The 22,605-nt window shown below is 62.7% G+C and carries 18 protein-coding genes; 8 read left to right on the top strand and 10 right to left on the bottom strand.

Annotated features, from left to right (window positions below; all coding sequences use genetic code 11):
* Nucleotides 1-96: 96 nt before the first annotated feature.
* Nucleotides 97-753: a YiaD family glycine zipper/OmpA-like lipoprotein gene (locus tag IEV75_RS09835; RefSeq protein WP_188452394.1), complete on the bottom strand. Its 657-nt coding sequence runs from the start codon at nt 751-753 to the stop codon at nt 97-99.
* Nucleotides 754-1,051: 298 nt separating this feature from the next.
* Between IEV75_RS09835 and groES the strand changes: the two genes are divergently transcribed.
* Nucleotides 1,052-1,339 carry a co-chaperone GroES gene (groES, locus tag IEV75_RS09830; RefSeq protein ID WP_188452393.1) on the top strand — a complete coding sequence of 96 codons (288 nt, stop codon included), beginning with the start codon at nt 1,052-1,054 and terminating at the stop codon, nt 1,337-1,339.
* Between the two features lie 57 nt (nt 1,340-1,396).
* A complete protein-coding gene (gene groL / locus IEV75_RS09825; protein WP_188452392.1) occupies nt 1,397-3,034 on the top strand; it encodes a chaperonin GroEL in 1,638 nt (545 codons plus the stop codon).
* A gap of 458 nt (nt 3,035-3,492) precedes the next feature.
* Here groL and IEV75_RS09820 read toward each other — a convergent pair whose 3' ends face one another.
* Nucleotides 3,493-4,611, bottom strand: coding sequence for a glycoside hydrolase family 3 N-terminal domain-containing protein (locus IEV75_RS09820; protein ID WP_233351822.1), 1,119 nt, complete (start codon nt 4,609-4,611; stop codon nt 3,493-3,495).
* A gap of 163 nt (nt 4,612-4,774) precedes the next feature.
* Between IEV75_RS09820 and IEV75_RS09815 the strand changes: the two genes are divergently transcribed.
* Nucleotides 4,775-5,659 (top strand): hypothetical protein, encoded by an 885-nt coding sequence (locus tag IEV75_RS09815; RefSeq protein WP_188452391.1) that lies wholly within the window; start codon nt 4,775-4,777, stop codon nt 5,657-5,659.
* Nucleotides 5,660-6,013: 354 nt separating this feature from the next.
* On the opposite strand, the gene hisS is transcribed toward IEV75_RS09815, so the two are convergent.
* The gene (hisS, locus tag IEV75_RS09810) at nt 6,014-7,489 is read right to left on the bottom strand and encodes a histidine--tRNA ligase (RefSeq protein WP_188452390.1); all 1,476 of its coding nucleotides are present in this window, start codon (nt 7,487-7,489) and stop codon (nt 6,014-6,016) included.
* A 139-nt stretch (nt 7,490-7,628) separates the two neighbouring features.
* On the opposite strand from hisS, the gene IEV75_RS09805 reads away from it, so the two are divergent.
* Both IEV75_RS09805 and IEV75_RS09800 read left to right on the top strand, forming a co-directional pair.
* Nucleotides 7,629-8,081, top strand: coding sequence for a hypothetical protein (locus IEV75_RS09805; RefSeq protein ID WP_188452389.1), 453 nt, complete (start codon nt 7,629-7,631; stop codon nt 8,079-8,081).
* Nucleotides 8,082-8,184: 103 nt separating this feature from the next.
* Nucleotides 8,185-9,303 (top strand): Fic family protein, encoded by a 1,119-nt coding sequence (locus IEV75_RS09800; protein ID WP_188452388.1) that lies wholly within the window; start codon nt 8,185-8,187, stop codon nt 9,301-9,303.
* A gap of 198 nt (nt 9,304-9,501) precedes the next feature.
* Here the strand turns inward: IEV75_RS09800 and IEV75_RS09795 are convergent, their stop codons facing one another.
* The 4 genes from IEV75_RS09795 to IEV75_RS09780 all read right to left on the bottom strand — a co-directional run bounded on the left by IEV75_RS09795 (nt 9,502) and on the right by IEV75_RS09780 (nt 15,555).
* Nucleotides 9,502-10,125 (bottom strand): redoxin domain-containing protein, encoded by a 624-nt coding sequence (locus IEV75_RS09795; protein WP_217979967.1) that lies wholly within the window; start codon nt 10,123-10,125, stop codon nt 9,502-9,504.
* 45 nt (nt 10,126-10,170) lie between these two features.
* Nucleotides 10,171-12,282, bottom strand: coding sequence for a protein-disulfide reductase DsbD family protein (locus tag IEV75_RS09790; RefSeq protein WP_233351826.1), 2,112 nt, complete (start codon nt 12,280-12,282; stop codon nt 10,171-10,173).
* 201 nt (nt 12,283-12,483) lie between these two features.
* A complete protein-coding gene (locus IEV75_RS09785) occupies nt 12,484-13,320 on the bottom strand; it encodes a SapC family protein (protein ID WP_188452386.1) in 837 nt (278 codons plus the stop codon).
* Nucleotides 13,321-13,437: 117 nt separating this feature from the next.
* A complete protein-coding gene (locus IEV75_RS09780; RefSeq protein ID WP_188452385.1) occupies nt 13,438-15,555 on the bottom strand; it encodes a TonB-dependent receptor in 2,118 nt (705 codons plus the stop codon).
* 172 nt (nt 15,556-15,727) lie between these two features.
* On the opposite strand from IEV75_RS09780, the gene IEV75_RS09775 reads away from it, so the two are divergent.
* Genes IEV75_RS09775 through IEV75_RS09765 form a run of 3 tightly spaced genes read left to right on the top strand, consistent with a single transcriptional unit; the run spans nt 15,728 to nt 17,597 of the window.
* Nucleotides 15,728-16,162: a Fur family transcriptional regulator gene (locus IEV75_RS09775; protein ID WP_233351821.1), complete on the top strand. Its 435-nt coding sequence runs from the start codon at nt 15,728-15,730 to the stop codon at nt 16,160-16,162.
* A 60-nt stretch (nt 16,163-16,222) separates the two neighbouring features.
* Nucleotides 16,223-17,146 (top strand): thioesterase family protein, encoded by a 924-nt coding sequence (locus IEV75_RS09770; RefSeq protein ID WP_188452384.1) that lies wholly within the window; start codon nt 16,223-16,225, stop codon nt 17,144-17,146.
* A gap of 13 nt (nt 17,147-17,159) precedes the next feature.
* Nucleotides 17,160-17,597, top strand: a complete 438-nt coding sequence (locus IEV75_RS09765) for a hypothetical protein (protein WP_188452383.1) — start codon at nt 17,160-17,162, stop codon at nt 17,595-17,597.
* Nucleotides 17,598-17,840: 243 nt separating this feature from the next.
* On the opposite strand, the gene IEV75_RS09760 is transcribed toward IEV75_RS09765, so the two are convergent.
* The 3 genes from IEV75_RS09760 to IEV75_RS09750 form a co-directional block, all read right to left on the bottom strand.
* Nucleotides 17,841-20,039, bottom strand: coding sequence for a 3-hydroxyacyl-CoA dehydrogenase NAD-binding domain-containing protein (locus IEV75_RS09760; protein WP_188452382.1), 2,199 nt, complete (start codon nt 20,037-20,039; stop codon nt 17,841-17,843).
* A gap of 133 nt (nt 20,040-20,172) precedes the next feature.
* Nucleotides 20,173-21,381 carry an acetyl-CoA C-acetyltransferase gene (locus IEV75_RS09755; protein WP_188452381.1) on the bottom strand — a complete coding sequence of 403 codons (1,209 nt, stop codon included), beginning with the start codon at nt 21,379-21,381 and terminating at the stop codon, nt 20,173-20,175.
* Between the two features lie 37 nt (nt 21,382-21,418).
* Nucleotides 21,419-22,594 carry an acyl-CoA dehydrogenase family protein gene (locus tag IEV75_RS09750; RefSeq protein ID WP_188452380.1) on the bottom strand — a complete coding sequence of 392 codons (1,176 nt, stop codon included), beginning with the start codon at nt 22,592-22,594 and terminating at the stop codon, nt 21,419-21,421.
* Nucleotides 22,595-22,605 lie beyond the last annotated feature (11 nt).

Here is a 22,605-nt window from a genome sequence, read left to right as displayed (position 1 = left end):
AGACCCGTTTCCACCACAAGCAGAAAACCCGGGCGGCAACGCAAAAGGGGCAGGCCAATCGGCCTGCCCCTTCCACAGATTACAGCACCTGCAAACCTAGCTCTGGGTGTGCGGCGCGATCTTGATCTCGACGCGGCGGTTCAGCGCGCGGCCCGCATCAGTGGCGTTGGAGGCAACCGGATAATCCGGGCCAGCGCCAGTGATGAAGAAACGGCGGCCATCAACACCGACCTGCTGCAGATAGCCCGCTACGGCCTGCGCGCGCTGTGCGGACAGGCGCATGTTCAGATCGCGTGGCCCGGTGGAGTCCGTATGGCCGATCACGTCGACATAAGTCGCCGGATAGGTCTGCAGAACGTCGGCCACATCGTTGAGGATCGGGAAGAAGTTGGGCTCGATATTGGCTTGCCCGGTGGCAAAGGTCACATTGCCCGGCATCACCAGATAGAGGTCCTGGCCTTCACGGCGCACCGTGACGCCCGAACCGCGCAGGCGCTCGCGCATCTCGCGCTCCTGACGGTCCATGTACTGGCCGACGCCCGCGCCGGCGAGCGCGCTGATACCTGCGCCGATCAGCGCATTGCGGCGGTCATCACCGCCTGCCAGCGTGCCCAGGGCCGCACCGGCAACGGCACCTGCCAGCGCACCTGTACCCGTACGATTCTGGGTGACATTGCCATACTGGTCGGTGGTGGTGCAGGCCGCCGCCATGGACAAGGCCAGGCCGGCAACAGTGAGAGAACGATAGATCATGGCTACTAAACTCCATGGTGACGTGAAAAAGATTTGGCCCCGAAGACTAGGGCGTCCTGTCGGCTCTGGCCACGAAACTTACGCGACAGAACGATGAACGCAGCTTGAACGAACCCCGTAAACGCATGAGTGCGAAAAAGGCTCCGGACAATCGCACTCGCCCCTTGACGCTAGGTGCCCCCCTGCTTATCTCCGGCCTGCTGGCAGCCGGAGGCTTCGAGTGCTAACGGCACGACGCCAGAACTCATTTGTTTGCGACGGGCGACTGTTGCGCCCAGAAAGATGGAGACGTGACGCGATGACTTTTCGTCCTCTGCATGACCGCGTGCTCGTGAAGCGCGTCGAGGAAGAATCCAAGACCAAGGGCGGGATCATCATTCCCGACACGGCCAAGGAAAAACCCCAGGAAGGCGAAGTGATCGCCGCTGGCAGCGGCACCATCAAGGATGATGGCACCGTGCGCCCGCTGGACGTGAAAGCCGGTGACCGCATCCTGTTCGGCAAATGGTCGGGCACCGAGGTGACGATTGACGGCCAGGAACTCCTCATCATGAAGGAATCCGACATCCTCGGGATCGTCGGCTAGGTCTGGCCCAAACCTTTCCCCTATTCAATCGACTGATCGAACAAGGAGCTGACACACATGTCCGCTAAAGAAGTGAAGTTTGGCGCCTCTGCGCGCGAACGCATGCTCAAGGGTGTGGATACCCTTGCCAATGCCGTGAAAGTGACCCTCGGCCCCAAGGGCCGCAACGTGGTCATCGAGAAGTCCTTCGGCGCGCCGCGCACGACGAAAGACGGTGTTTCGGTCGCCAAGGAAATCGAGCTGGATGACAAGTTCGAGAACATGGGCGCCCAGATGGTCCGCGAAGTCGCTTCGCGTACCAATGACGAAGCTGGCGACGGCACCACGACCGCCACGGTTCTGGCCCAGGCCATCATCCGCGAAGGCATGAAGTCGGTCGCTGCCGGCATGAACCCGATGGACCTCAAGCGCGGTATCGACAAGGCCGTTGCGAAGGTCGTCGAAGACATCAAGGCCAACTCCACCCCGATCAAGGGCTCTTCCGAGATCGCCCAGGTCGGCACGATTTCGGCCAATGGCGAAAAAGAAATCGGCGAGATGATCGCCCGTGCCATGGAAAAAGTCGGCAATGAAGGCGTGATCACGGTCGAGGAAGCCAAATCCCTCGAAACCGAGCTGGATGTCGTTGAAGGCATGCAGTTCGATCGCGGCTACCTGTCGCCCTACTTCGTGACCAATGCCGAGAAGATGGCTGTCGAGCTGGATGACCCCTACATCCTGCTGTTCGAGAAAAAGCTCTCCTCGCTGCAGTCCATGCTGCCGGTTCTGGAAGCCGTGGTGCAATCCAACCGCCCGCTGCTCATCGTGGCTGAAGATGTCGAGGGCGAGGCTCTGGCCACACTGGTCGTCAACAAGCTGCGTGGCGGCCTGAAAGTGGCGGCCGTGAAGGCTCCTGGCTTTGGCGACCGCCGCAAGGCCATGCTGGAGGACATCGCTGTCCTGACCGGCGGCCAGGTTGTCTCCGAAGATCTCGGCATCAAGCTGGAAAACGTCACGCTGGATATGCTGGGCACCGCCAAGCGCGTCGCGATCACCAAGGACGACACCACCATCGTTGACGGTGCTGGCGAGAAGTCCGCGATCGAAGGCCGCGTGAACCAGATCCGCAAGCAGATCGAAGACACCACCTCCGACTACGACAAGGAAAAGCTGCAAGAGCGGCTGGCGAAACTCGCCGGCGGTGTTGCGGTCATCAAGGTCGGCGGCGGCTCCGAGATCGAAGTGAAAGAGCGCAAGGACCGCGTTGACGACGCCCTGAACGCCACTCGCGCTGCGGTGGAAGAAGGCATCGTCGCCGGTGGCGGCGTGGCCCTGCTCAAAGCGGCCAAGGCTCTTGAAGGCCTGGAAGGCGACAATGCCGACCAGACGCAAGGTATCGCCATCATCGCGCGCGCCATCCAGGCGCCGATCCGCCAGATCTCCGAGAACGCCGGGGTCGAAGGCTCCATCGTTGTCGGCAAGATCCTGGAAAACAGCTCGCACGGTTTCGGCTTCAACGCCCAGACCGAAGAGTATGGCGACATGTTCGCCTTCGGGATCATTGACCCGGCCAAAGTGGTGCGTACTGCCCTGCAGGACGCGGCCTCTGTCGGTTCGCTGATGATCACGACCGAAGCGGCCGTTGCCGAACTGCCGAAGAAAGAATCCGCTGCACCGGCCATGCCGGGCGGTGGCATGGGCGATATGGGCTTCTAGGAAGCCCATAAAATCGCCCATCTCTTCAAGGGCTAGCCGAGTGCTTCACGCACTCGGCGGGGCGATATGGGCTTCTAGGCTCTGTCCCCTAAACGACTACGGAAAGGGCGGCTGTCAACAGCCGCCCTTTTTGTTTGGCCTGTCGCCATTTTCGGAAGACCTCTCCGCCGGGGTCCCGGCCCCCGAGCCGGGACCCAAGGGGAAGCTTCGAAGTCTCTAGAACTGGATCCCGGGTCAAGCCCGGGAACCCGCTTGCATTGAACCTGCGTTTAACTCAGGCCGCTATGTGTCCTGCAAGAACATCTACCCCCCTTCGTTTTCCCGACGAAAGTCGGGATCCAGAACGGCGGTTCGACCGGGCACCGGCTTTCGCCGGTGAAACGCAGGAGGACGGCACATTTTTCCGTCACCCCTCGGCCGCGTCGTGCTCGAAGGGCGAGGGGAATGCGCCCTTCCCTCTAACCCCTCACGTGCGTCTCCAGCGCATCGAGGCGTTGATTGGCCTCGGTGATGCGGTCCTGAGACAGCTCGCCCCGCTCGATAGCCGCCATCACCCAGCGCTGGATATTGGCCGGCAGGTCGGGGTCGGGGTTGGCGGAGTTGGAGATCAGCAACATGTCATTGCCGGCTTTCAGGGCGCCGATGACAGCCTCTTCCCGGCTGTAGTGGTGACGGATCGCGCCCATGTCGAGATCATCGGTGATGACGGCGCCCTCATAGCCCATCACCTGCCGCAAGAGGCCATGCAGCACCCGCCGTGACAGCGTTACCGGCAATCGGTCCGGATCAAGCCGGTGATTGACCAGATGCGCCCCCATCATCAGATGGGCATGGCCGGACCGCATCAGCTGGCCGAAGGGGGCCGCCTCCTCGAAGCTCCATGTGGAGGTGATATCGACAAACCCGTCATGACTGTCACCGCGCGAGCGGCCATGGCCGGGGAAATGCTTGATGGCGCAGGCGATATTCTGCGCTTCGAATGCCTCGATGAACGCCGCGCACCATGCGGCCACACTGTCGGCATCGCCGCCATAGGCACGGCCATACTGGCCGATTGCGTCATTGCCCGGATCATGCAGGTCAGCGATGGGGGCGAGGTTCAGATTGAAACCGGCCTCGGCCAGCTCGCGCGCAGCTGTGGCAAACAAGGCTGCCCCAGCCTCCAGCCCTTGCTCTGCGAGCGCTTGCGCGCGCGGAATGCGGGTAAAGCCCATATCGCCGGTCAGACGCTGGACCACCCCGCCCTCCTGATCGATGGCCAGCCACGCATCGGCGGACGCCGCGCGCAGTCTTGCTGCCAGCGCCAGTGCCGGGTCCCTCTCGCGCGCATTGTGGCGCAGCATGAGAACGCCGCCGATGGAGCGCTCCTCCAGATGACGTTCCATCGTGGCGGCGCCCTCCCCCTGCGGGTCGGCGCCTACAAAGCCCATGATGATGAGGCGGGCGATCTGGGCTTCCAGCGGACGCACCGGAACCGCCGCTATGCGCGGCAAGGTCTCCGGCTGTGCGCCGGCCATCCCGGCGCCTGCTCCGGCAAGGCCCAGCCCGGCCAGCACCTGACGGCGGTCCATCTTCATTGCACTGATCCCCTCAAGTCTCCCCGGCGCAATTAGGCCCGCCTGTGGCCTGCCTGTCCAGTCTGGCCGGTCACCCAGTCCCTTCCCACAATTAAGCGGGCTGTCATGTCCCGGTAATGCGTCAGGGTGTGTAATGCCCGGCATAAACGGGAGGAACACATCCATGAAACATCTGATCTGGGCTGTTGCAGCCAGTCCGCTGCTGATTGCCGCCACACCGGCACCGCCAGAAGCGCCACGTGTTGTTGTCATCGAGCGCGCCGAGGCGCCCGACGCACCGGGGATTCCGGGCCGCCATGGCCGGGTGGTGATCGATCTGGACCTGTCCGGCGATGCAGCCTGGACGGACGAACATGACGCCATACTGGAGGAGGCCATGGACTCCTTGCGGGAGGCGCTGGCCAGCCTGCCAGGCCAGATCGATGCCGATATCGATCTGCATTGGCATGATCGTCATCATGGCGAGTTTGACCGCGAACGGGTCCGCGTCATGGTCGAGCGGGCCCGGGAGCGCGCCGCCGAGGCCCGCGCGGAAGGCGAGCGGGCACGAGCGGCCGGGCGTTTGGCCCGCCTGCACGGCGAGCGCGCCCGCGTCATCGGCCTGCGGGCCGGTGCGCGCGGCATGGAAGCGGGCTTGCGCGGCATAGATCAGGCACTGGAGGACGGCGAAGTTACGGTCAACGGTGAAACCCGTCCGATGACGGCCGAGGAACGTGCCGAACTGATGGAGGCGCGCGCCCGGCTGGAGGCGCGCATGGCCGAGTTCCGCGACGAGCACGCCGTCTTCCTGGGGGACGACGCCGAGGGAGAGCGCCGTGTGGTTGTTCTGCGCCGGGCGGACGGTGATGAGGGTAGCGCCGAGTGGCACGCCCGCACCGAACGCAGTGAAAGCCGCCGGGTGCGTGTGGAAGACCGCGACGGGCGCCTGCGCGTATGGGTCGATGGCGAGGAGCTGGAGGGCGATGCCCTCACAGCCTGGCTGAACTCCGAAGAGGGTCAGCGCATGATCCGCCAGCGCCCGGAACCGGCGCTCGCCGGCGGGGAGTGAGGGGAAAGACACTGTCACTCCCTCAAAATCCTTTCGACTCGTCGTTCCCGCGCAGGCGGGAACCCAGAGCCACCGTCGACGTCCTCGCTCTTGCGTCTCTGGACGCCGGCCTGCGCGGGGGTGACGAGGGAATTGAGTAAGGGTGTCAAACCCCAAACCAAAAAAAGGCCCGGCATCAAACGATGCCGGGCTTTGAAATTTTGGTTGGTCGATAAGAGACGTCTCCTCCCCAGAGCCGTCACTCAAGAAGACAAGACGGTCAGGCCCTGTCTGTTTGTGAAAGTGACTCAGAAGTCCCGCACCCGTCAACCCTCTAATGCAAGGCAGGTTTTCGTTTTTGCCGCAGCGCACCCATCATCCGCGCGCGGACAGACGCGATACGATGGCCTGCACCAGCTCTGCGCGCGGCACGGAGAATTGCTGCTTCTGCTCCTTCCACTCATCGCGGTCGGTGATGGATTCAGCGAGCTGCGCCCCCAGCTTGAGGTCCTTGATCTGGACTGTCCCGCTGACGAACTCCTCCTCCCCGCAGATGACGGCGAAGGCCGCATCACGCCGGTCGGCATATTTCAGCTGCTTGCCCATATTGCCATTGCCGGTAAAGGCTTCCGCGCGCAGGCCCGCAGCGCGCAATTGTGCAGCCATTGCGAAATATTCCGCCATGCGGGCCTTGTCGGCAGCGACCACGATGACGAGCGGCGCAGCATCGGCCCCTTCCAGCCGCCCCAGCGCGGAGAGCGCGGCGGCAAACCGGCTGACGCCGAACGAAAAGCCGGTGGCGGGCACCTGCTGGCCGGTGAAGCGCGCGACAAGATCGTCATAACGCCCGCCGGACGCCACCGAGCCGAACTGCATCGGGCTGCCATCGGCGTAGGTGGGCGTCGCCAGCAGCTCGGTCTCGAAGACCGGGCCGGTATAGTAACCGAGGCCGCGCACTACCGACGGATCGAACACGGCCAGCTCTTCAGGAATACCCAGCGCGGAGAGGATGGCGTTGATCTCCTCCAGCGCCTCGACACCCGCCCGCGCGACTGTCTCACCCGCCGTGCCGGCAAGGCGCGCCGTCACTTCCGCCCGGCTGCCCCCGGCTTTTGAGGCTTCCAGGAAGCCCAGCACCCGCGAGCGGCCCGCCTGATCCAGCCCCGCCCCTTCGGTGAAGTCCCCGCTTTCATCCTTGCGGCCCTGCCCCAGCAAAAGCTCCACGCCCTGCATGCCCAGACGGTCCAGCTTGTCGATAGCGCGCAGGACCCGCATGCGGCGGGTTTCATCGGCAGACCCCAGGCTCTCCAGCACGCCGTCGAGCAGGCGGCGGTCATTCACGCGGATGACGAATTCATCATCATTCAGACCGGCAGAGCGCATCACTTCCGCCGCCAGCGCGATCATTTCGGCATCGGCCGCCGGGCCGGACGCGCCGACATTATCCGCGTCACACTGGACGAACTGGCGGAAGCGGCCCGGCCCCGGCTTCTCATTGCGCCACACCTCACCGAACTGGTAACGGCGATAGGGTTTGACCAGATCCTGGAAGCCTTCAGCGGCAAAGCGCGCCAGCGGTGCAGTCAGGTCATAGCGCAGCGCCATCCACTGGCCGTCATCGTCCTGCATGGCGAACACGCCCTCATTGGGACGGTCCTCGTCGGGCAGGAATTTGCCGAGCGCATCGGCGTATTCGAACGCCGGCGTTTCCAGCGGCTCAAATCCCCAGCGCTCATAGACGGCAGAGGCTGCAGAGACGAGCGCGCGTTCGGCACGGATCACATGGGCGGCCCGGTCCTCGAACCCGCGCGGGCGGCGCGCCTTGGGACGAAAGCTCTTTTCTTTGGCCATGGGTGTGATCCGTACAGACGCAAAAGGGAAACGGTATCGAAAGGAGGGCCGGAGTAGCCTTTGCACGCGCCGCTTTCAAGCGGCCCGCCCCTTGCAAGGCACTCAACTAGCCATCGAGGCAATAAAGGCCAGTGTTCCAATGCAGCTCATACGCTCCCTCGCCGCGTGCCTTCTCCTGCTCACCACAGGCACCGTGCCAGCCCTGGCGCAGGACGCCGCAAGCCTGATTGCGCTCTCTGAACGCCTGCAGGGCGAAGCCGAGGCACGGGGAGACATGCTTGAGGCAGGCAGCACTATTGCCGCCGAACCCGAAGATGCGTTCTTCGCCGATACGGCGCGCTTCTCATCCGGCATGCGCGCCCTGGCGCTTCATATCGATACGCATGGAGGGCCGGCCGACCTGCCGTGCATCTTCCGGGGCATGGCCGAGGATGCCGATATGCGCCGCACGGCGCTTGAGGCAGACCCCGCCAGCGCAGAGGACTACCGCCAGCTCGCGCGCACCTTCTCCCATGCCGCCATCATCGCAGCGGATGTGGAGACCGAAGGCCCCGATACCGGCTTCCCGCCTTCCTGTCCGTCTGCGGGATAGATGGTTTTGCGGTGGATATGCACCTTATTCACCGCGCAATTTGCGGCGAATATTGCTTTGGCCGGGTTTAAGCGCATAATCCCTGCATAATATGCGGTGAAACATGCGCTTTATCCATGAAAATCCTGACTGGCCCAGGCTGGACTGGGACATCAGCAAGCTCTCCTCGCGGCTTGCTACGCTGCGTTATCGGGAGGGGCGGCTGATTGGCCGGATGGAGGGGCTAGAACTCGATCTCCGACAGGAAGCGAACCTTGGCACCCTGACAGAAGATGTCGTCAAATCCTCGGCGATCGAAGGCGAGACGCTGAACCGGGATGAAGTTCGTTCCTCCATAGCGCGCCAGCTTGGACTGGACGCGGGTCGCCTGGTCACGTCAGGCCGGAACGTGGACGGCATTGTTGAAATGATGGTCGATGCCACGCGAGATTTCGCGGCTCCACTCACCGCTGAACGGCTCTTCGGCTGGCATTCCGCCCTGTTCCCGACCGGCCGCAGCGGGATGCAAAGGATAACAACCGGAGGCTGGCGGACAGGAGCGACGGGACCGATGCAGGTAGTCTCCGGCCCCTTTGGCCGGGAAACGGTTCATTTCGAGGCACCGCACGCTGACCGGCTTGAAGCCGAGATGGCCGCCTTTCTGGAATGGTTCAACGCGCCGTCATCAACCGACCCCGTGCTCAGGGCCGGGATCGCTCACTTCTGGTTTGTTACCATCCACCCGTTCGAAGATGGAAATGGCCGGATTGCACGAGCGATTGCGGACATGTCGCTGGCGCGGGCCGATGGCAGCGCGGAGCGCTTCTACAGCATGTCCGCCCAGATCGAGGCCGAGCGGAAAACCTATTATGAGCGACTTGAGGCACAGCAGCGTAACGGGCTGGACATCACCGCATGGCTGGACTGGTTCCTCGACTGTCTGGGCAGGGCCGTCGACCAAGCCGAAGCAGTGTTGGAGACAGTGGTGTACAAGGCCGCGCTCTGGCAGAAGATCAGTCACCACCCCATAAATGACCGGCAGCGTCAGGTGATCCAGCGCATGCTGGAAGACGAATGGGAAGGCCATCTGAACACGTCGAAATACGCCAAGCTCACGAAATGTTCGAATGATACGGCCCTTCGGGACATCAAAGAGCTACTTGCAAGCGGCATCCTGCTTCAAAATCCAGGCGGTGGCCGCAGCACGAGTTACAGGCTCGTCGAACTGGCGGAGTTGTCGTAGGGATTGGATAGCTTCCCGCCTTCCTGTGCGTCTGCGGGATAGATGAAACCCCGGACGCGCAGCGATCCGGGGCCTCTCTCAACGTGTTCTGCATCCGGTCCCGGATGGCCCTTCGGGCCTCCGGGAGTTCAGATCGAACGATTATTGAACCCCGGAACCGCGTTCGCGGTATCCGGGGCCGGTCGCGGCGGCTTGAGCCTAGCCAGCGTATTTCACATTGCAGCCATAGGGCTGGGTCTCAGGCGTCTCCACCTCTTCACCCGCCAGCACGGCGTTCAGCGCCAGCTGGGCATAGGGGATCGGGTCGGGGTCACCGGCGCGCGGGCGGGGCTGGTCGTCAATACCGCCATTATAGCGCAGCGTGCCTTCACCATCGATGACATACATGTGCGGCGTGGTGCGCGCATCATAGGCGCGGCCGATCACGCCTTCCGGGTCCATGAAGATGTGGGCGACATTGGAGGCGCCGCGCTCCTCATTGAGAGCCAGAGCCTCTTCGGCGCTGACATAGCCCTGCTCGCCCGGCGCCGAGGAGATCACCTGGATCCAGACAACACCGGCTTCCGCGGCGGCGTCCTGCTGGGCCTGCATGTTGCCGCCGTAATGGCGCACCACGTAGGGACAGCCATGATTGGTCCATTCCAGCATCACGGTCTGGCCGGCAAAATCAGACAGCGAAACGGTCTCGCCGGTCGCGGTCGTGGCGGTGAAATCAGGCGCGGGTTCACCGACCACCGGATTGGCATGGGCTACACCCAGCCCCAGCGTGGTTGCGGCGAGCAGGCTGGCGGTCAGGGTAAAGGTGCGGCGGGAAATGGCCATGGGCGGAAGTCTCCTCATCGTTAAGGTCAAGGCTTCAGGTTGGCACTAGTTACCGGCGGCAGCCTCCACCGCCCGGATCATGATGGTATCTGTCAACAGCGGCGGAAGGATGTCAGGCTCTCCACCACCTGCGGGGTACATCAGATAGAAGGGAACACCGGGCGCGCCATAGTCGGCAAGTACCTGCGCGATCACAGGATCGCGATTGGTGAAGTCGGCGCGCAGCAAGGCGACATTGTTTTCAGCAAAGGCCGACCGCACACGGTTATCCGCCAGTGCGCCAAGCTTGTTGACCTGGCAGGTCACGCACCAGGCGGCTGTGAAGTCCACGAACACCGGACGCCCTTCAGCACGCAGCTCCGCCACCCTCGCCGGGCTCCACTCCTCATACTCGCCATTACCGGCCGCAATGGCAGCCGGTTCCAGATTGGCGGTCGTCCACAGTGCGCCAGCGGCGAGCAGCAGCCCGGCAATCCCGGCGACGCGCGAGAGAATGCCGGTCGAGCGCAAGGCCCAGACGACAAAGCTGATCGCCAGGAACAGGACCAGGATCCACAACACACCAGCTGCTCCCGTCTGCACGCTCAAGACCCAGACCAGCCAGATGGCGGTGGCGAACATCGGGAAGGCCAGGAACTGCTTGAAGCGCTCCATCCATGCGCCGGGGCGCGGCAGGAAAGCCAGAAGACGCGGCTCGAAGCTGACAATCACGAACGGCAGGGCGAGGCCCACCCCCAAGAAAGCAAAGATCGTCAGTGCGGCCAGCGGCGGCTGAGCCAGCGCAAAGGCCAGCGCACTCGCCATGACCGGAGCAAGGCACGGTGCAGCCACAAAGACGGCCAGCACGCCGGTGAGGAAAGCTCCAGAGCGATCATTGCCCTGCACATTCCCGCCGACATTCTGCAGCGATGTACCGATCTCGAAGAAGCCCAGGAAATTGAGGCCTATAAGGAACATCAACGCGGCAAGGCCGGCCACCACCCACGGCTCCTGCAGCTGGAAGCCCCAGACCTCCATGCCGCCAAGCCCGCGCAAGCCCAGTACGGCGCCGCCAAGCACCAGGAAGGTGATGATCACGCCCGCTCCGAAGATCAGGCCCAGCTCGCGCGCATGGGCGCGCTCCGCCCCGCGCTTCTGCACAATGGTCAGCGCCTTCATGGAAAGTATCGGGAAGACGCACGGCATCAGGTTCAGGATAAGCCCGCCCACCAGCGCAAACAGGGCCGCCTGCCAGAAGCTGATGCCTGGCACAGGCGTGCCGCCGCCACCTGCTACGCCGCCAGCCTGCGCTGGAGCCGGCACGGCCAGATCATTGACGCTTTCGCCTGAGACGGCCGTTATCTCCGCCACACGGCGCACCCAGCTGCCGCCCTCGCGCTCCTCCCAGGAGAGAAGACCGCGATAATCGGCATTGATCGCGTTGCGCGTCAGGAAGCCGGGTGTGAGGCCGATGCGCGCTGCGCCCGCCTCCAGCCTGAAAGGCTGCGGCGCATTATGGGCGATCACTCCGCCGTCATAGGGGAAGAAATAGAGATTGCGGATCGTATCGGGACCGCCAGCCAGCCCATCACCGGACACGGTGAGGGACAGTGTATCACCTGTGTGTGCCAGCCCCGCGTCCAGCCCGCGCGATCCGTCAGGAGCGGCTGCATAAGCCGCCTCAATGAGTGCGGCACCGTCAGCGTCGGTGATGCTCTCGCCAACCTGCAAGGTGATCTGGAACGTGGCATCCTCCGGGATGCAGATATCCTCGCAGACCAGCCAGGTGCCTTCTCCCGTGATGGTGACGGCCCCGGTTGCGGCATCAGCCGGCACCGTGACCGGCACTGGCAGGGTGACCGTGTTCTCATAGCCATAATTGCTGAGCGGGCCGAGCGAGTAGATGCCCGGCGCAGGCCAGACCATATCGCCTTCGCTCCACCCTTCAGGCAGGTCGAGATAGAGGTGGGTCGCCTCCCCGCTATCGCCGGGATTGCGCCAGTAGGTGTGCCAGTGAGGCGTGATGTCCTGATGCAGGGCGAGATGGAAGGTTTCGCCGGGCGCGACCGACACCCGGTCGCTGACAAGGCTCGCCTCGACCATCGGTCCACTGGTGCTTTGCGCCATGGCCGGTCCGGCGGCAAGGAAGATTGCGGCAAGGCATCCGGCTAAAAACACGCGCAGCAAGGCAGGCTCCTGTTCCGATCGTCCATGTGCCAGGCGGCAGGCCCGGTACCCGGTTGAGCGTAAGATATAGCCGTGCATGCGGCCCGCAACGAGAGGGCTGACGGTCTTGTGATCTGCGCCTTACAACCAGAAACGCAAATGGCGGCCCCGACCGGGACCGCCACCGCAATTTCACAGGCCGTTGAAGCCGCCTTACGCCTCGGGCGGGGGCGGTGCCATCGACGGTTGCGCAACAGCCGCAGTAACCTTCTGACCATTCCGCGATGCAGCACGCGCGAGCAACTGGTCCCAGCGGGCCATTGACAACAGATGCGCATAGATTGCACCGAGATATCGATTGTCGCGAAGCTCTTCCAGCGTCTTGGTCGGCAACGCATTTACTTTCGCGAGGGAAATCCCCCAATAAGTTGCGACAACTTGCGGCTCCCCGACGGGTTGCCCGGCATTGTCACGTGGCTGGAAATTGGTCTGCTGCTCTTCAAACAGGTCGAGCTCCTTCATCCGGTCAATGAAGGCCTGGGTTGCCGCAACATCAGCTTCAAAGCGTCGAACGAAATCGATCGCGCGCTCCGTGAACTCCGACGGTTTCCCGTCCTCGTTGAAAAATGGTACGTCCGGGGTGTCTGAGAAAAGGTGCGAACCGGCGTCGACGCAAACCGTGAACCGGTCCTCCTCATTGGTGTGAACGGCGCCCACAAACGGGTAACGCCGGACATAGGCCGGTACGTAGCTGAATGGCGAGAACGCCCCCGTGTTGGGGTCCACAAAGAGGTTTTCTCCCGCCTGGAGCCCCATGACAGCGACAACTGTCTTGGTGTCGCCAAGGAATATAAGGGGGAACACACCGCCAGCGTTGGCAAATTCTCCCACCGTCACCGGCACAAAATGCGTCTCGTTCAGAAAATCGAACGGACGATCACCATATTTCAGCCCCTTACCCTTGTGGGCCTGGACGTTGAGTGGCTCGGGTTTCTTGTAAAGCGGGAGTGTTCCCTTGATCTCCGGCATACCCTGATTGGCGTCGGCCATTTCTAATTCCCCTTGAAAAAACACTTGCTGGCTTGTTAGCGGAGCAGCCTGTGCAAGGCAACATAGCCCCGCACGTCTGACGTGCGGGGCTTTATGCAAGCCTCCTGCCAGCGGCGATCAGAAACGCGCCGCCAGCGCGAGCCGTACATTGCGGCCCGGCAGGGGAATGAAATCCTTCAGGAATGAGGAGTGAATGCGCGCCTCCTCATCGGTGATATTGCGCACCGCAAAGATGATCTGGAGATCGCGCTGCGCAAACGGGCGCCAGCGTGCGTCGGCGTTAAGAAGCGTGTAGCCATCCGTCGGCAGCTCGGTCTCGAACACGCGCGTCTGCTCAGCTACGAAACGCGCTTCGGTACGCAGCGAGAGCGGGCCATTATCGGCGGTCACCGACAGCGTGCCAGACATCGGCGATATGCGCGGCAGATTGCCCCCGCTATCGATTTCACCGCGTACATAGTCGACGCTCGCCTCGCCGGTAAAGTCAAAGCCGGACATTGCAAACAACGGCGCACTGATACGTGCTTCAAATCCGTACAGACGCGCATCTTCCTGCCGGAACTCCAGAACGGGCAGGCCATCCTCTTCGGCCCCCGTCGGGAACAGCTCGATGAACCCGTCATAATCGGCATAGAAGACGGCCGCCTCGGCGCTCAGGCCGTTGGCAGCGCTATAGCGCGCGGTGCCTTCCAGCGACCAGGCAATTTCGGTGGAGAGATCCAGATTGCCTATCTCATAGGCCTGTGTGGCGAGGTGCGGACCGTCGGCGAACATCTCGACATCACTGGGCGCGCGTTCGGAGCGCGACAGCGTGCCCGCCAGGAACCAGCCCTCTGCCGGACGCAGGAACAGCGCGCCGGATGCCGAGACGGAATTGAAGCGGCGATTGCCCCTCTGGGCCGTCAGCTCGCGCGTATCGGCACGCGCACCGATCTCCACGCCCCAGCTGTCAAAATCCCACCGTTCAGTAGCAAACACGCCGAAATCCTGCGTCGTGACAGCCTCGATGAAGGCTTCGTCGCCCACCGCCTCAAAATCCTGGGTGAACGCGCTGGCGCCCCAGGCGCCCTGGCGCTGGCTTCCATGCCCGTGACGCAGCTCGACGCGCGCCTCGAAGCCTTCCTTGTCGAAGATGGTCTGCTCGTCACCCTCGACTTCTGCATGGACGTAGTCGGCATAGGCCAGCGACCAGCGCACCCGGTTGAAAAAGCCATCGAGGGCGATTTCGCCACGCAGATCGACGCGGGTCTGCTCCATCACCAGGCGCGGCGCGACTTCGTCATGATCATCATCGTGGCCGTCATCATGATCATCGTCGTCATGGTCATCGTGGCCATGACGCGCGTGATCGTGACCGGGGATGCCGTACTCTGCCTCGGTCCGCTTGAAGCCGACACCGACAAAGCCCCACTGACCTACGATGGAGGCCCCTACCGAGCCGGACTCAAATTCATAATCGGTGTCTGGCGCGAAGCCGAACGCCTCTTCCTCACCTTCATGGTCATCATGATCGTCGTGATCATCATGATCATCATCATGGCCGTCATGGTCATGCTCTTCCATCGCCCGCAGGCGGGCTGACTCGGCAAAACCTGGAATGTCATAGGCGTCAGCCTGCCTGCGCTGGAATTCACCCTGGGCCACCAGCTGGCCCCAGACGAAGCCGGCGCGCGCAAAGCCTTCCCGGCCCTCATTACCCGAAGTGGCACCCAGATAGACCTCTCCGAACACAGGATTGTCCGGCATGGTTTCGGGGATGCGGCCATCAAACACGTTCACCACGCCGCCAATCGCGCCGCCGCCAAATCCGATAGCAGCCGGGCCGCGCAGCACTTCAACGCCGGTAGAGCCCAGAACATCAACCGCCACAGCGTGGTCCGGGCTTGAAGAAGAGGCATCAATGCCGTCGAGACCGTTGATCAGCACCCGCACACGCTCAGACCCGAGGCCCCGGATGACCGGGCGGCCCGAGGCCGGTCCGAAGAAGGTGGTCGACACGCCGGGCAAGCGCTCCAGCGTCTGAGCGATATTGCTGGAGAGGTCGCGGATCAGATCGTCGCGATCAAGCACATCCACCGAACCGGTGACGGAGTCGCGCTCGACCGAAAGTGCCGAGGAGGTGACCGTGATCGTCTCCACATCATCGCCAAGCGTATCGGCAAGCGCGCCACTGGAAGCGGCGGCGAGGGCAGAGACGCTGGCGGCCAGTAAAAGGGATGTGCGCGCGTGTTTCATGTCGGCTCCTGTAACGCTCGGGAGGAGGTGCGGGCGCAGATGCCACCCGACGCTATGTTATACTGTTGCGTGATGTCATATTATTACATAACGCCCGCTGGCAAGCCCGCGCACTGCACCCATATGCAGAAAGGCTCGCGCTTTTGCCGCGATCGCTGTATCGGTGAGGCTTATGGGACACACGCACACCAGTACCGAGATGAAGCTGGCCAAGGCCGATGCCTTGTGCTCGCAGAAGGGGCTGTCGCTGACGCCCTTGCGCAAACGCGTACTGGAATTGCTTCTTGAAGCTGGCGGCCCTGTGAAGGCCTATGATCTGCTGGCCGCGCTGAAGCCCGATGGCACAGCGCAACCCCCGACCATCTATCGCGCGCTCGATTTTCTCACCCAGGCAGGTCTCGCCCACCGGGTCGAGGCGCTGAACGCCTATCTGGCCTGCGTGCATGGCCATGGCGACGAGATTGCCGAGCTGTTCATCTGCGAGAATTGCGGCACCGTGCGCGAGCAGCACGCCCCTGCCCTGCCCGATCACACGCCTGAAGGCTTCGAGATATCGCGCTCGGTACTGGAGCATTACGGCCGCTGCGCGCAATGCAGCACTACGTGACGCGCCCGCCCGAAGCGGCCTAACGTTCTCTCAGTCAGACACAAGGGCGGGAGGCCAGGCATGCAGGAATTATGGCGCGGCAATGCCAACGCATGGGAATGCGATGAGCTGGGGCACATGAATGTGCGCTTCTATATCGCCAAGGCCATGCAGGCGGTCGGCACGCTGTCCGACCTTGCCGGCATGCGCCACGCCTTCCGTAGCGATGCCATAGCCACCCTGATCACGCGTGAGCTTCAGGTGCGCTATCTGGCCGAATGCCATGCCGGGGTGCCACTGGTCATCCATGGCGGAGTGACAGGGATTGGCGAGGACAACGTGGAACTGGCCCTCGTCATGGAGCATACGGTCAAGGAGCGCCCCGCAGCGAGCTTCCTCATCCATCTCGATCATTGCGATCCGCGTTCGGGCAAGGCCTTTGCGTGGTCAGACCGGCTGCGCGATGGCCTGGAGGCCCTGCGCATTGACCGCCCGGCCGAGGTAACGGCGCGCACCCTGACCGCTGCCACGCCGCGCAGCGATATTTCGCTGAAACTTGCTGACAAGCTCGGCATGGCGGTGACAGGACGCGGGCGCTTCGGGCCGGAAGACGCTGATATTTTCGGCCGGATGCGCCCTGAAAGCGCCATCGGCAAGACCTCCGACAGCGTGATCCATTTCCGTGATGGCTTTCCCGAAGAATGGTCCGCCCATGGCGACGGGGCGGGGCTGGAACTCGGCGGCGCGCTGCTGGAAGCCCGCATTGTCTACCGGCGCCTGCCCTTGCCGGGCGATGGCTATCTGATGCGTTCGGGGCTTATCGGCGCGAACGAAAACGTCCGCTCGCTGGTCCACTGGATGCTCGATCCCGTCACCGGCCAGCCGCTCTGGTCCATCGAGGGCGTCGCCTGCATGATGGACCTGAAAGCCCGCCGCCTGTTCAAGACACCGCCCGAACGGCTGGCAGAATTACAGGCGAAAGTGATTGCGGGTTTGAGCGTTTAGGGAGCGGGGTAGCATGACAACCAGCAACACCTCGAGGGACATGGCCGGACGCGAGCTGCTGCTTTTCCGGTCCCTGTTCGTTTTCGCGGCACTTTGGAATTTCGCCGGGGCACTGCCCGGCCTGCTCGACACGGGCGGTATGTTCGCGCGCGAGTTTGGCCGCGATCTCACCGATCCGGTGATGATCGCCGTGTACCGGGGCGCCTGGGGCACGGCCTTCCTCTACGGCTTCGGCTTTCTCATCGTCGCCTGGAAACCGGTCCGCCATTCCGGCGTGGTGCTGATGGGCGGACTTGGAAAGGCACTTTTCGCCATCAATCTCGCCTGGATGTACTTGATGGGCTGGACCTCCGATTTCGCCATCTTGGTCATCGGCGGCGACATCATCTTCGTTGCGCTGTTCGGGGTCTATTTCGTCCGGCTGCGGCGGCTGGGTCACAGCCTGATCTGACCTCGCAGGCCGGGAAATTGCGCGGCAAAATGATTGAAGGTTTGAGCGTTTAGGGGGGGCATGCCCCTTACCTTTCTTTCGTCATTCCAGAAAGCGCGTCAGCGCTTATCTGGAACCCAGATATCCTTGAAAAAGCTGGGTTCCGGCTTTCGCCGGAATGACGAAGAAGGGAGATGTGCCGCAAACGCAAAAAAGGCCGGGCATCGCTGCCCGGCCTTCTTCGTCAGTTCTTCACCTGAACAATCAGGCTGCCTTCTTCGGCGCGAAGCGGGCGTAGAAGGTTTCCTTCTTCGCTGCCATGTCACGCAGGAGCTGCGGCACTTCGAACGGCTTGCCATACTTTTTGGCCAGCTCGTCGGCACGTGTCACGAACTTTTCCGTGCCAACCGTGTCGATGAAGGAGATCACCCCGCCGGTATAGGGCGCAAAGCCCCACCCCAGAATGGAGCCGACATCGGCCTCGCGCGGGTCTTCCACAATGCCTTCGGCCATGGTGCGGGCCGCCTCGATGGCCTGGGCATAGAGGATGCGGTCCTTGATCTCGCCCACGCTCGGCTGCTGGTCAGCGGGGAGCAGCTCGCCGTTCGGGGCGAACTGATCGAGATCATCCCACAGGCGCTTGCCGCCTTCTTCATAGACGTAGAAGCCCTTGCCATTCTTGCGGCCATAACGGCCGAGCTCGTACATCTTCTCGATAACCTGCGCATTGGGCGTGTCTTCGAACTGGTCGCCCAGATCCTTCTTGGTCTGCTGCAGCACCTTGTAGCCGAGATCGATGGCCACCTCGTCCTGCAGGGAGAGCGGACCGACGGGCATGCCCGCCATCTTGGCGGCATTCTCGATCAGGGCCGGCTTCACGCCTTCGGTCAGCAGATACATGCCCTGCTCGATATAGCGCATCACGCAGCGATTGGCGTAGAAGCCGCGCGTATCGGCGACCACAATCGGCGTCTTCTTGATCTTGCCGACAAAATCGATGGCGCGGCTGACGGCCAGATCGCCTGTCTTCTCGCCAACGATCAGCTCGACCAGATTCATCTTCTCGACCGGCGAGAAGAAGTGGATGCCGATGAAGTTGTCCGGGCGTTCAGAGGCTTTCGCCAGCGAGCTGATCGGAATGGTGGAGGTGTTGGAGCCGAAGATGGCGCCCTTGGGCATGACGGCTTCGGCCTTCTTGGTGATCTCGGCCTTGAGCTCGGAGTTTTCAAATACCGCCTCGACGACCAGATCGACATCTTTCAGCGCGCCATAATCGGTGGTCGCGGTGATGAGGTCAGCGAGCTTCTTGGCCTTGTCCTCGGTGATCTTGCCGCGTTTCACGCCCTTGGCGAAGAAGTCGACCGCGTGCTGCTTGCCCTTGTCGGCGCCTTCCTGATTGACGTCGATCAGCACAACCTCGATCCCGGCCTGCGCCGAAACGGTGGTGATGCCTGCGCCCATGAAGCCGGCACCGATGACGCCGATCTTCTTGATCTCGGATTTTTCCTGACCGGCAGGGCGGCGGCTGCCCTTGTCCAGCGATTGCTTGGACAGGAAGAGCGAACGGATCATGTTGCGGCTTTCCGGGCGCATGAGCAGCTTGGTGAAGTAGCGGCTCTCAATGCGCAGACCCGCATCGATCGGCACCTGCAGGCCCTCATAGACGCACGACAGGATGTAGCGCTGGGCCGGATAATTGCCATAGGTCTCCTTGAGCAGCATCGGGGACGCGCCGCCGAAAATCTGCATGCCCGCCGGGTGGAAGGGGCCACCGCCGGGGATTTTGAACTTGTCCTGATCCCAGGGCTGTTTGGACCCCAGCGGATTGGCTTTGACCAGCTCCTTGGCCTTGGCAACGATTTCAGAGACCGGGGCCACTTCGTGGACCACGCCCTGCTGCTTGGCCGTATCGGCATCCAGCTGCTTGCCCTGGAGCATGACCGGGGCCGCATTCATCACGCCGACAAGGCGCGGCAGGCGCTGCGTGCCACCGCCGCCGGGCAGAACGCCGACCAGGGCTTCCGGCAGACCGAGCTTGGCCCCCGTATCGTTCGCCATCACGCGGTAGTGGCAAGCGAGTGTCACCTCGAACCCGCCGCCAAGCGCCAGGCCGTTAATGGCCGCCGCGACCGGCTTGCCGCAGGTCTCCAGCGCGCGCAGCTGCGAGTTCAGGCGGAAGGCGGTGTCAAACAGTTTCTGCTTGGCTTCCTCTTCGGAAAGACCTTTCAGGTCCATCATCCCTGAGCCCAGCTCGGAGAGGTCTGCACCTGCGCAGAACGCCTTCTTGCCGGAGGTGATGACCGCGCCTTTGATGGCATCGTCAGAGCCGATCTTGTCGACGATCTGGCCCAGCTCGGCCATGACCGAGGCCGACAGCACGTTCATGGATACGTTGGGTGAGTCAAAGGTGATGAGGGCAATGCCGTCGCCATCCAGCTCGAATTTGAAATGTGTGTAGCTCATTGTTTTGTCTCCCTTCCCTCGTCATTCCGGAAAGCGCTGGAAGCGCTTATCCGGAACCCAGCTTTCCTTGTCTGACTGGGTTCCGGCTCTCGCTAGCGCTCGGCCGGAATGACGAAGTGAAATCCGGTTAAACCTAGACCCGCTCGATGATGGTGGCTGTGCCCATGCCGCCGCCGACGCAGAGCGTGGCCAGCGCCGTACCCTTGCCGGTGCGCTCCAGCTCATCCAGCAGGGTGCCGAGGATCATCGCGCCGGTGGCGCCCAGCGGGTGGCCGAGCGCAATCGCGCCGCCATTGACGTTCACCTTGTCGTGCGGGACGCCTAAGTCTTCCATGAAGCGCAGGACGACCGCGGCAAACGCCTCGTTCATCTCGTAAAGATCGATATCTTCCGGGCTCATGCCGGCTTTTTTCAGCGCCTTGCGCGCGGACGGGGCCGGGCCGGTCAGCATGATGGTCGGCTCCGAGCCGATGGAGGCCATGGAGCGGATGCGCGCGCGGGGTTTGAGGCCCAGCCGCTCACCCATCTCCTTGTTACCAACGAGGATCGCCGCAGCGCCGTCCACAATGCCCGACGAGTTGCCCGCATGGTGGACAAAGTTGATCTTCTCCACGTCCGGATAGCGCTGGATCGCCACATTATCGAGGCCGACAAAGGCCGCCAGATCGCGGAAGGCGGGCTTCAGGCTCGCCAGCGATTGCATGTCGGTTTCCGGGCGCATGTATTCGTCATGGTCCAGCTGGGTCAGGCCGAGCTGGTTTTTCACCGCGACGACGGACTTCTTGAAGCGGCCTTCATCCCACGCCTTCTTGGCGCGCTTCTGGCTCTCCACTGCATAGGCGTCCACGTCATCGCGCGAATAGCCGTACTTGGACGCGATCAGGTCCGCCGAGATGCCTTGCGGCACGAAATAATGGTCAAACGCCATTTCCGGGTCGACAACCATCGCGCCGCCATCAGAGCCCATGGGCACGCGGCTCATGGCTTCCACGCCGCCGCCAATGGCCATGTCGGCCTCGCCGGACATGACTTTCGCCGCAGCAAGGTTCACCGCTTCAAGGCCGGAGGCGCAGAAACGATTGACCTGAAAGCCTGACGCCGTCTCGGCGTAGTTGGCATTCAGCGCCGCCGCACGGGCGATGTTCGCGCCCTGCTCGCCTACCGGCGAGACGCAGCCCAGGATCACATCGTCGATCACGCTGGTATCGAGATTATTGCGGTCGCGGATGGCTTCGAGCTGCTGGGTGGCCAGCTGCAGCGCGGTGATCTCGTGCAGCGTGCCATTCTTCTTGCCCTTGCCGCGCGGGGTGCGCGTAGCGTCGTAAATATATGCGTCGGTCATGGGGGTTCTCCCTTGGGGGTGTTCTAGGTTCTAGGCCTTAAAGCGTCCGTGAAATCAGCAGCTTCATGATCTCGTTCGTGCCGCCATAGATGCGTTGCACGCGCGCATCGCGCCACATGCGGGCAATCGGATACTCGTTCATGAAGCCGTACCCGCCATGCAGCTGCACGCATTCGTCAACCAGCTCGCACTGGATATCGGTGACCCAGTATTTCGCCATGGAGGCGGTGGAGGCATCGAGCTTGCCCTGAATAAGCAGGTCAGAGCAGTGCTGGCAGAACACCTCGGCAATGGTCGCCTTGGTCTTGAGTTCGGCGAGCTTGAACTGGGTATTTTGGAACTCGATGATCGACTTGCCGAACGCCTTGCGGTCTTTCACATAGGCGATGGTCTCGGCGAGCGCGCGCTTCATCATGCCCACGCCCTGAACGGCAATCTGCAGGCGTTCCTGCGGCAGCTGCTCCATCAGCTGGATGAAGCCCATGCCCTCGCCGTCGCCCAGCAGCGCATCAGCCGGCACCCACATGTCCTCGAAGAACAGCTCGGCAGTGTCCTGGGCTTTCAGGCCTACCTTGTCGAGATTGCGCCCGCGCCGGAAGCCTTCCAGCCCGTCAGTCTCCACGAGGAAGAGCGAAGTGCCCTTGGCTCCAGCTTTGGGATCGGTCTTGGCCACGACAATGATGAAATTGGCCGTGCCGCCATTGGTGATGAAGGTTTTCGCGCCGTTGATGCGATAGCCATTGCCATCCTTCACCGCGGTCGTCTTCACGCCCTGAAGGTCAGAGCCCGCGCCCGGCTCGGTCATCGCGATGGCACCGACATACTCACCCGAAATGAGTTTGGGGATCAGCTTCTCTTTTTGCGCCTTGGACCCGTAATGCCAGACATAAGGGCCAACGATGGAGTTGTGGAGCGAGGCGCCCCAGCCATCGACGCCAAGTTCCGCCACTGCCATGTGGAACACATAGTCATGACGCCAGTCACCGCCCGCGCCGCCGAACTCTTCCGGTGCTGCCGGACAGAGCAGGCCGGCTTCACCGGCCTTCGTCCAGATTTCGCGGTCAACCGCGCCTTCCTTCTCCCAGCGGTCGCCATGAGGCAGACATTCCTTTTCCAGGAAGCCCCGCACAGCGTGGTCGAACATGTTCACATCTTCCTGGTCCAGCCAGGACGGTTTTGGATTGGCCAGAATGGCAGCGGCATTGGCGGACATGGGGGTCGTCT

The organism is Glycocaulis albus (assembly GCF_014639075.1).
Taxonomy (GTDB): domain Bacteria; phylum Pseudomonadota; class Alphaproteobacteria; order Caulobacterales; family Maricaulaceae; genus Glycocaulis; species Glycocaulis albus.
The sequence above is the reverse complement of the archived record's forward strand: the minus strand, read 5'-3'. Positions and strand labels throughout refer to the sequence as shown.

Excerpts from the sequence above, each read along its gene's own strand:
- IEV75_RS09835 (WP_188452394.1), bottom strand. The coding sequence starts at position 753 with ATGATCTATCGTTCTCTCACTGTTGCCGGCCTGGCCTTGTCCATGGCG.
- groES (WP_188452393.1), top strand. The coding sequence starts at position 1,052 with ATGACTTTTCGTCCTCTGCATGACCGCGTGCTCGTGAAGCGCGTCGAG.
- groL (WP_188452392.1), top strand. The coding sequence starts at position 1,397 with ATGTCCGCTAAAGAAGTGAAGTTTGGCGCCTCTGCGCGCGAACGCATG.
- IEV75_RS09820 (WP_233351822.1), bottom strand. The coding sequence starts at position 4,611 with ATGAAGATGGACCGCCGTCAGGTGCTGGCCGGGCTGGGCCTTGCCGGA.
- IEV75_RS09815 (WP_188452391.1), top strand. The coding sequence starts at position 4,775 with ATGAAACATCTGATCTGGGCTGTTGCAGCCAGTCCGCTGCTGATTGCC.
- hisS (WP_188452390.1), bottom strand. The coding sequence starts at position 7,489 with ATGGCCAAAGAAAAGAGCTTTCGTCCCAAGGCGCGCCGCCCGCGCGGG.
- IEV75_RS09805 (WP_188452389.1), top strand. The coding sequence starts at position 7,629 with ATGCAGCTCATACGCTCCCTCGCCGCGTGCCTTCTCCTGCTCACCACA.
- IEV75_RS09800 (WP_188452388.1), top strand. The coding sequence starts at position 8,185 with ATGCGCTTTATCCATGAAAATCCTGACTGGCCCAGGCTGGACTGGGAC.
- IEV75_RS09795 (WP_217979967.1), bottom strand. The coding sequence starts at position 10,125 with ATGGCCATTTCCCGCCGCACCTTTACCCTGACCGCCAGCCTGCTCGCC.
- IEV75_RS09785 (WP_188452386.1), bottom strand. The coding sequence starts at position 13,320 with ATGGCCGACGCCAATCAGGGTATGCCGGAGATCAAGGGAACACTCCCG.
- IEV75_RS09780 (WP_188452385.1), bottom strand. The coding sequence starts at position 15,555 with ATGAAACACGCGCGCACATCCCTTTTACTGGCCGCCAGCGTCTCTGCC.
- IEV75_RS09775 (WP_233351821.1), top strand. The coding sequence starts at position 15,728 with ATGGGACACACGCACACCAGTACCGAGATGAAGCTGGCCAAGGCCGAT.
- IEV75_RS09770 (WP_188452384.1), top strand. The coding sequence starts at position 16,223 with ATGCAGGAATTATGGCGCGGCAATGCCAACGCATGGGAATGCGATGAG.
- IEV75_RS09765 (WP_188452383.1), top strand. The coding sequence starts at position 17,160 with ATGACAACCAGCAACACCTCGAGGGACATGGCCGGACGCGAGCTGCTG.
- IEV75_RS09760 (WP_188452382.1), bottom strand. The coding sequence starts at position 20,039 with ATGAGCTACACACATTTCAAATTCGAGCTGGATGGCGACGGCATTGCC.
- IEV75_RS09755 (WP_188452381.1), bottom strand. The coding sequence starts at position 21,381 with ATGACCGACGCATATATTTACGACGCTACGCGCACCCCGCGCGGCAAG.
- IEV75_RS09750 (WP_188452380.1), bottom strand. The coding sequence starts at position 22,594 with ATGTCCGCCAATGCCGCTGCCATTCTGGCCAATCCAAAACCGTCCTGG.